The 7990-nt window shown below is 70.0% G+C and carries 4 protein-coding genes and 2 pseudogenes; all 6 read left to right on the plus strand.

Annotated features, from left to right (window positions below; translation table 11 throughout):
• A pseudogene (locus EIO58_RS18735) lies at positions 1-255 on the plus strand (hypothetical protein); the annotation flags it as partial.
• Positions 255-2846 carry a hypothetical protein gene (locus EIO58_RS09100; RefSeq protein WP_127819266.1) on the plus strand — a complete coding sequence of 864 codons (2592 nt, stop codon included), beginning with the start codon at positions 255-257 and terminating at the stop codon, positions 2844-2846. The pseudogene EIO58_RS18735 and the gene EIO58_RS09100, both read left to right, overlap by 1 nt.
• A 200-nt stretch (positions 2847-3046) precedes the next feature.
• Positions 3047-4183, plus strand: a complete 1137-nt coding sequence (locus EIO58_RS09105) for a hypothetical protein (protein ID WP_127819267.1) — start codon at positions 3047-3049, stop codon at positions 4181-4183.
• 41 nt (positions 4184-4224) lie between these two features.
• Positions 4225-5865: a hypothetical protein gene (locus tag EIO58_RS09110; protein ID WP_127819268.1), complete on the plus strand. Its 1641-nt coding sequence runs from the start codon at positions 4225-4227 to the stop codon at positions 5863-5865.
• Between the two features lie 185 nt (positions 5866-6050).
• Positions 6051-7169: a DUF916 domain-containing protein gene (locus EIO58_RS09115; RefSeq protein ID WP_240658669.1), complete on the plus strand. Its 1119-nt coding sequence runs from the start codon at positions 6051-6053 to the stop codon at positions 7167-7169.
• Positions 7162-7990 (plus strand): annotated as a pseudogene (locus tag EIO58_RS18740) (hypothetical protein); the annotation flags it as partial. The gene EIO58_RS09115 and the pseudogene EIO58_RS18740, both read left to right, overlap by 8 nt.

Here is a 7990-nt window from a genome sequence, read left to right on the forward strand (position 1 = left end):
GGCGGCGGTGACGCGGCGGCGGCCGGGGGCGATGACGCCGCCGCAGTCTACGACGCGGACGGCAATCTCATCTCGGGCAACGGGGCGGTCGCCGGCGCCGCCGTGTCATCGCCGTTCACGGTCGACGGCGAAGGCTGGGGCTGGCAGCAGTCGGTGATGCTGTGCGCCGTGCTCCTGCTCATCGCCGCTGTCGCGGTGCCGCCGTTCCTGTCACCCCGCCTCCGGCGGAAGGCACCAGGATCCGGAGCCGCGTGATGAACCGGATGTTCGCGCGGGCGAGCCTGACCGGCATCGCCGCGGCTGTGCTCACGGTGTCGCTCGTCGGCGCCGGCGGTGTGCTGATCCAGGCCGACCCGGCCGCAGCGGCCGCGGACGAGGCGACGTCGAGCGCGGTGACGCTCACGAACAAGGAGGACGCGCTCAACCCTGTCGGTGCGCCGTTCCCCGACCTCGAGGTCACGATATCGCAGACGAAGGACCTGGTCTCGCAGGGCATCCGCGTGAGCTGGACGGGCAGTGACAAGTCCACGGCGCCCGACACGAATCAGGGCGGCTCGAACTTCCTGCAGATTGCGCAGTGCTGGGGTGAGGACCCGAAGCACCCCGGCCACCCCGACCGTCGGACCTGTCAGTACGGTGGTCTGAACGGGCGCGGCTCGACCCGCGACGATGACCGGTCGACGGAGTCGATCGCCCCGGATGACATGAAGTACAGCGCCGATCTCGGCGGGTACCACTACACCGGGATACCGTTCGTGGCCGTGAACTCGGCCGGCATCGTCGATGAAGCCCTGGCTCCTGCCGACCGCGTCCTCAACAACCTGACGACGGGCCCCGACGGGAAGCCGCGACAGAAGCCAGGGAGCGATTGGATTCCCTACTACTCGAACCCCTTCTTCAGCATGTACACCACGAATGAGGTTCGCTGGGCACCGGCGGGGGCGGACGGGTCCGGATCCGTGCCATTCGAAATCCAGACAGCGATGCAGGCACCCGGCCTCGGGTGCGGCGCGCCGATCGCCCTCGCGGACGGCGGGGTCGCCGGGCAGTCGTGCTGGCTCGTGATCATCCCACGAGGCACCATGGACAACGGCGAGAACTCGATCAACCGCCCTGGACTGTTCTGGGACTCGTGGGAGCATCATCTCGCCGTCAAGCTCGATTTCAAGCCGCTCGGGGTGCGCTGTGAGATCGGCATGGCCGAACGGCAGCTCGCCGGGAGCGAGCTGCTCGCTACGGCGATCGGCTCGTGGCAACCGAAACTGTGCCTCGGTGACAACGGTGCGCCGTTCGTGCTCAACATCGGCAACGAAGCATCGGCGACGGTACGCGCCGCGGGGACGGAAGCCAGTCCGCTCGCATTCACGTCGCGTCCTCTCGACCCAGAGGCATTCGGCGGAACAGACCCACTCGCCTACGCACCCGTAGGCATCTCGGGCGTCGCCATCTCTTTCGCGATCGACCGCGTGCCCAAGGGGAGTGCGTCCGACGAATACAAGGCACGCGCCGGCCTGCCGCTCACCGAAATGAACCTCACGCCCCGGCTCGTGGCCAAGCTCTTGACAGCTTCCTACGTGGAGTCCGTCCCGCAGCTCCCGGCCGGGGTCGGTCGGCCACCGCTGTCGGAGGATGTGGTCGACCAGCTTGCGAAGAATCCGTGGACGCTTCTGGAAGACAAGGAGTTCCAGGCGGTCAACGATCCGGAGTGGTCGGTCCAGAACCCCGTCGTGCGTACTGCGATCGCCGACGCGCTCGTACCGGCGGGCCGATCCGATCTCGCCGTACGGGTGTGGGAGTACGTGATGTCAGACCCCGCGGCGCGGGCGTGGCTCGCAGGAGAGCCGGACGAGCAGGGCATGATCGTCAACCCTTGGTACTCGACGAACCCCGCGAAGAACCCCACCGGGACCGGACTCGTGGTGCCCTCCGATTCGTTCCCGAAAGCCGATCCCATCACCAGACCCGCCGGCAGCGCCGGGGAAGGGGAGATCAATCTCGTCTCGCACCGCCCCTACACCATCGATTTCACCGATGGTGCTCATCTGGTGCTGCGAGGAGAAGGCAAGATCGTGAGCGGGTGGAATCCACAGGCCACACCGCCGAGGTTCGATCCCTTTCCGCCGAGGCCCTTCGGCAGCCAAGCGGTGATCGGACTCACCACCGTGCCCGCCGCTCACACCTACGAGACCGTGACGGTGTCGTTGCGCAACGCTGCCGGCGAATTCGTAGCGCCGACCGCAGATGGCCTCGCCGCGGGCGCAGCAGCGATGACCCCGACACCGGAGCAGTCGAAGGTCTTGGTCTATGACCCTGCCTCCGATCGGGCGAAGGCGGCGCGGACCGCGTACCCACTCACGATGCCCGTCTATGCAGCGCTCAATCCGCAACAGTCGGATGCCTCGCTGCGCGCCGCGTACGCAGACCTGATCCGGTACGCCGCGAAGGAGGGACAACAGCCCGGCACGGACAGCGGCCAGTTGCCCCCTGGTTACGCGCCATTGCCCCAGTCGTGGGTCGCTCAAGCGCTCGCCGCCGCCGATGCCATCGAACGCGGCAGCCTCCACCAGCCAAGCGGTGGTGGCACTGCGAACGACCCTCTCAGGCCGCCCGGCGCCTCGAACCCCGCGGCTCCGCCGTCGTCCGGAGCCCCCGCTGCCAGTTCGAACCCGCCTGCGATCGATGCGCCGGTGGCGACCGGTGCGCCGGCCGGTGACCTGGCCGGGTCTGCGACCCCGGAAGACCCCGAGACCGGACCCCTGGCCGCGGCGGTGCCGATCGGTGTAGCGGCTGGCCTTGCAGCGGGGCTGGCGGTGCCGCTGATCTCGCGCATCCGGCGGCGTCCGTGATCTCTCGAATAGCAGTGCGACAGGGGTCCTTACCCCAGGGAGCCCCGTCCGTTCACCTGCTGCCTCGACGCTGGGCATCAGGGCAGGAAACCACCCGGACCAGCCCACAGGCTTGACGGCTCCCCTGCCAGGGAGCCGCCAAGGCGGCCGCTCGTGGAGCGACCGGACGTCACACCACCCCTCATCAGAAAAGGAAAGCTGTGAACAAGAGGAAGTTTATCGCGGCAGGCGCGGCTCTCGGGCTCGTCGCCACGCTCTTTGCGACCGGCCACGCGGCGAATGCAGAGCCTGTATCGCCTGGACTGTCGGTCGTCGGCTCGGACACGCTGCAGGATGTCGTCAACGCGCTTGCCAACGGCACGCAGATCACCGGCTCGGCCATCCGCACGACGGGTGGAAGCACGAATATCGGGGCGTTCGACGCAACGGGATCGGTCCTCATCCAGACCAAGGCGGCAGGCCCGCGCTTCGGTCGCCCGAACGGTTCGACGGACGGCATCATCGCTCTCAGCCGGTCGATCGACGGCGGGAACTACACGGCGCGCACACCGGGCTCGCCGACGGTCGCGATCCCGAACCAGGTGGACATCGCTCGTTCCTCGTCGGGACCGGCGTCAGGTGCCGGCGCGGGCTCCGCCGACCCGATGGGGCCGCTGCGTTTCATCCAGTTCGGCCGCGATGCCCTCGCCTACGCGTACACGGGCGGCACGGCGGCTTGGGCGAACATCGACCACGCGACGCTGACCGATATCTTCGACGGCGGGGCTCCGGTCTCCATCGACGGGGTGCAGGTCACCGCGGTGATCCCGCAGGCAGGCTCGGGCACGCGCCAGGACTGGCTGAACAAGCTCATCGGTGCGAACGACTACCCCAACGGCGGCACCGTGCCGGCAGGCATTCTCGTCGGTCAGGAGCACGACACGACTCATCTCGCGGACGGCTCCAACTTCCCGACGAACGCCATCATCCCGATCTCGGCAGCACAGTGGGTGGCACAGAACACGGGTGCCGGCATCGACCGCCGGGGGCCCGGCGCGCAGATCGGCTCGCCGATCGCGGGTGTCGCAGCGGTCACCGGCTCGGGTAGCTCGGCCGTGCCGAACCAGGCCTACTACTCGAACACGACGTGGGGACGCGACACCTACATCGTGGTCGAGAACGCCCGGGTGACTCTTGGCGACGCCAAGTACAACGCCGGCCTCGCGAACGCGGTGAGCAACGCCGCGTCGAAGCTCGGCAACCACGGCGCGCTGCAGAACCAGGCGGGCGCCGTGAAGCGCAAGTTCGGCTTCCTCGCGCCGTCGTCCACCACCCCGATCCGCGCGAAGCTTCGCTGACCCTCATCCACGCAATCCCACTCGCAAAGGAAAAAGCTGACATGCCCATCATGACCAAATGGCGCGCCGCCGCGGCGGGCGCCATCACTTTGGCCCTCGTCGCCGGGGGTGCCTCGGTGGCGAATGCTGCCCCTGGCGACCCCGGTACCCCCGTCATCCCTCAGTCGGACCAGTCCGCGCAGCCGGGCTCCCGCGGCGGGCTCTTCCTCTACGACGCCAACACAGGAGAGCGGATCGCCGACGAGACCCGTGTCTTCGCGCGCGATGAGGAGATCATCGGCTCGCCGAGCCCGACCGATCCGTTCGCTCACCTCAACGCCGCCCCCGTCTGGGAGGTCACGCAGGGCGCGTCGTTCGACCAGGTGTGGCGCTTCATCTCCGACAAGGACCCCGCCTCGCTCGCCGGAGGCCACAACACGTGGAAGGCCTGGGCCTTCGAGGGTGCCGCGGGCTGGGAGCCGGCGGCTCCGGACATCACACTCAACGCCTTCACCACAGGTGTGGATGCAGTGATCGGTGCGGGCGGATCGTACTGGTACGGCGTGGCCTTCACGACCAACGCCGGTGTGACGACGCTCGGCGCTGTCTACCGCGAGATCAACATCGAAGCCGGCACGGGCAACTACACGGTCAGCCCGATGGAGATCGTCGCCGAGCAGGGCCCGTGGGCTCCGGACTTCGCCGGCTACACCGCGAACGCCTCGGCGACGCTGCGCAACGGCAACGTCGAGATCGACGCGGACGCCGCGCACGCCGGCAAGACCGTCGACGTCTACGCCGAGGGCACGGCCGCGCCGGTGCACACCGGTATCGAGCTCGACGCGTCGGGCAACGCCATCGTGACCTCGTCGATCGCCGCCGGCACACGCCTGGCGATCGCCGACACGGAGGCCGAGACCGTCCTCGCGTGGGCGACGGCCGAGGCCTTCGTCCTGGCCGAGCCCGCCGAGGGCGACGCCAACGAGGTCGCGATCGAGGCTCCCGCCGAGGGTGAGACCGCGGTCGTCGTTCCGGCCGGTGCCGCGAACGCGAACCAGACGTTCACCCCCTATGTGTGGTCGGACCCGACGGTCCTCGCGCCGGTCACCACCGACGCCGAGGGCAACGCCAGCGTCGACCTCGCGGGCCTGCCCGTCGGTCAGCACACCGTCGCCCTCGTCGACAGCAGCGACGAGATCGTCGCGTGGGGCACCGTCACGCTCAGCTCGACCACCACGAGCGCGACCGACCTCACGGTCGACGTCACGACCTCGAACCGCTTCGAGCTCTCGGGCGTGAACACGTCGGTGAACCTCGGCACGGTCCGCCGTGGCGCGACGACCGCTCCCGCCGCGCTGGGCGCGTTCACCGTGATCGACGACCGCGACCTGCTCCCGGGCTGGACGCTGAACGCCGAGGTCGCCGACTTCGTCAACTCCTCCGCGAACAACGACGTCATCGAGAAGTCGGCCCTGGGTCTCGCGCCCAAGCAGGTCGGCACCGCCGTGGAGGGCGTCGACCTCGGTGACACGCAGGTCGCCGGCGCCGGCACCTACTCGGCGGTCTTCGCCGAGGGCGCCGCGGACTCGTCGACCCTCGAGGCCGGCACGCAGTTCGACGCCGACCTGACCTTCGCGGCCCCCGCGAAGGCCAAGAAGGGCACCTACACCTCGACGCTGACGCTCACGCTGGCCTCGAAGTGATCCTCGCGCCGGCATCGGCGCGACGCACCACCCACAACTGAACATCCCGTGCGGGAGGCCGTCCTCGGCCTCCCGCACGGTCGCGTCCGGCCGAGGCATCCGTCATCACTGCCCGTGAAAGCGCGGTTCACACCTCGTTCAGCCCCCGCACTCCGCCCCGTAGGACGATTGTGCGGCAATAAGCCGTGGCCATTTCCCCCGAACTCCCGCGCGCCCGCACGCGGATCCGCGCCGCGCTCTCCGCCGCGCTCGTCGCTGTCTTCGTCGCCGTCGTGGCGGCGCCGTTCGCCGCCGCCCCCGCCCATGCCGACGACACCGTCGGCATCTCGGCACGTCCCGCCGGCGCCGACGGCAACCCCGACGGCCGCACGCGCTTCAGCTATCACGTCGACCCGGGTCAGACCGTGCAGGACACCTTCCTGGTCGCCAACACCGGCACGGTCGCGCAGGACTTCACCGTCGTCGGCACCGACGCCTTCAACGACGACGAGGGCGAGTTCGCGCTGCTGGCGACGGCCGACCAGCCCACCGGCATCGGCGCGTGGGTGGTGTTCGAGAACGGCTCCAACCGCATCCAGTTCACGCTGGCTCCGGGTGAGCGCCGCGTGCTGCCGTTCACGATCGCCCTCCCGGCCGAAGCCACCCCGGGCGACCACGTCGGCGGGCTCGTCGCGTCGGTGGTCACGCCCGGCGAACAGGTGAACCTCGACCGGCGCGTGGCGACCCGCGTGTACGCGCGCGTGTCGGGGCAGCTGCAGCCGCGGCTCTCGATCAGCGGGCTGGATGCCTCGTACTCGGGAGACTGGTGGAATCTCTTCAGCGGCACGGTGACCGTGCGCTACACCGTCGAGAACCCGGGTAACATCGCGCTCGCCGCGAATCTGACCGCCGGCGTGAACACCTGGTTCGGCATCCCGGCCGCCCCCACGTCCACGGGCGCCATCGAGGAGGTGCTGCCCGGCAACTCCGCGGCGTACGAGTTCGATGTGCCGGGTGTCGCGCAGTGGGGATACCTCGGCCCGTATCTGCGGCTCAACCCTTTCGTCGACGACACCGATCCGGCGAACCAGCTGCCGGTCGCGCCGGTCTCTCGCGACACGTTCCTGCTCGCCGTGCCGTGGCTCGTCGTCATCGCCCTCGCGCTGGGCGTGCTCGTGTTCCTGGGGCTGCGGTGGCGGCGGCGCCGCGACGAAGCACGCGCCGAGGCCTGGATGGAGCACACCCGCAACGAAGCGATCGCCCAGGCGCAGCGCGACGCCGAACTCGTCGGCGCAGGGGGCACGCAGCGGGCAGGCGATGCCTGACACGCTCCCGCGGCGGATGTCGTGGGCCCGTGCCCGGCGCGCCTGCGGGCTGGCCGTCCTCACGTCGGCCGTCGCGCTGTCGATGGGCATCGCCGCTCCGGCGCTGGCATCGGCCGGTGACGAGGACCGCCCGACCGGGGGCGGTGGCATCAGCGTCGACGTCACCGACGGGAGCTCACCGACGCCGACCCCCACCCGCACGGGTCCGGGCGGTCCCGGCGGAAACCCCGGCAATCCCGGGAATCCCGGGAATCCGGGGAACCCGGGCAACCCGGGCAACCCGGGAGGCAATCCGGGAAACCCCGGCAACCCCGGCAACCCAGGAAAACCGGGCAACACGTCGCTCCCGGGCGACCGCGTCCTCGTGGCCGTGGGCGGGCTCAGGGCATCCGTCTCGCCGTCGTTCCAGCCGGGCGCGGGCGTCACGACGCTCTCGGTGACCGTGCGAAACACGTCGGACGAGGCGTTCGACGCGACCGCGACGTTCCGTGTCGCCAACCTGTTGGGCCTCACCGTCGCCGAGGTCGACGACGTGCCGATCGCGCAGCTCGAGCCCAACGAAGCGCGCCGCGTGTCCACGACGGTCGAGGGACTCGGGCAGGGCATCCTGCTGCGCGGCTACGTCACGGTGACGCCGCCTGCCATGATCGCCGAGCAGGAGGTCGCGCCCGCGACCCGCGAGTCGGTGTTCTTCGTGCCGCCGCTCTTCCTGGCCTCGACCCTCGGTGCCGCGGGTGTCGTCGCGGCGGGGCTGTGGTGGGCGCTCGGAGCCGGCCGGTACCGCGCCGTCCTCGCCGTCCTGCCGTTCGCGAGGGCGGGCG

The sequence above is a fragment of the Microbacterium sp. CPCC 204701 genome, assembly GCF_004010105.1.
Taxonomy (GTDB): Bacteria; Actinomycetota; Actinomycetes; order Actinomycetales; family Microbacteriaceae; genus Microbacterium.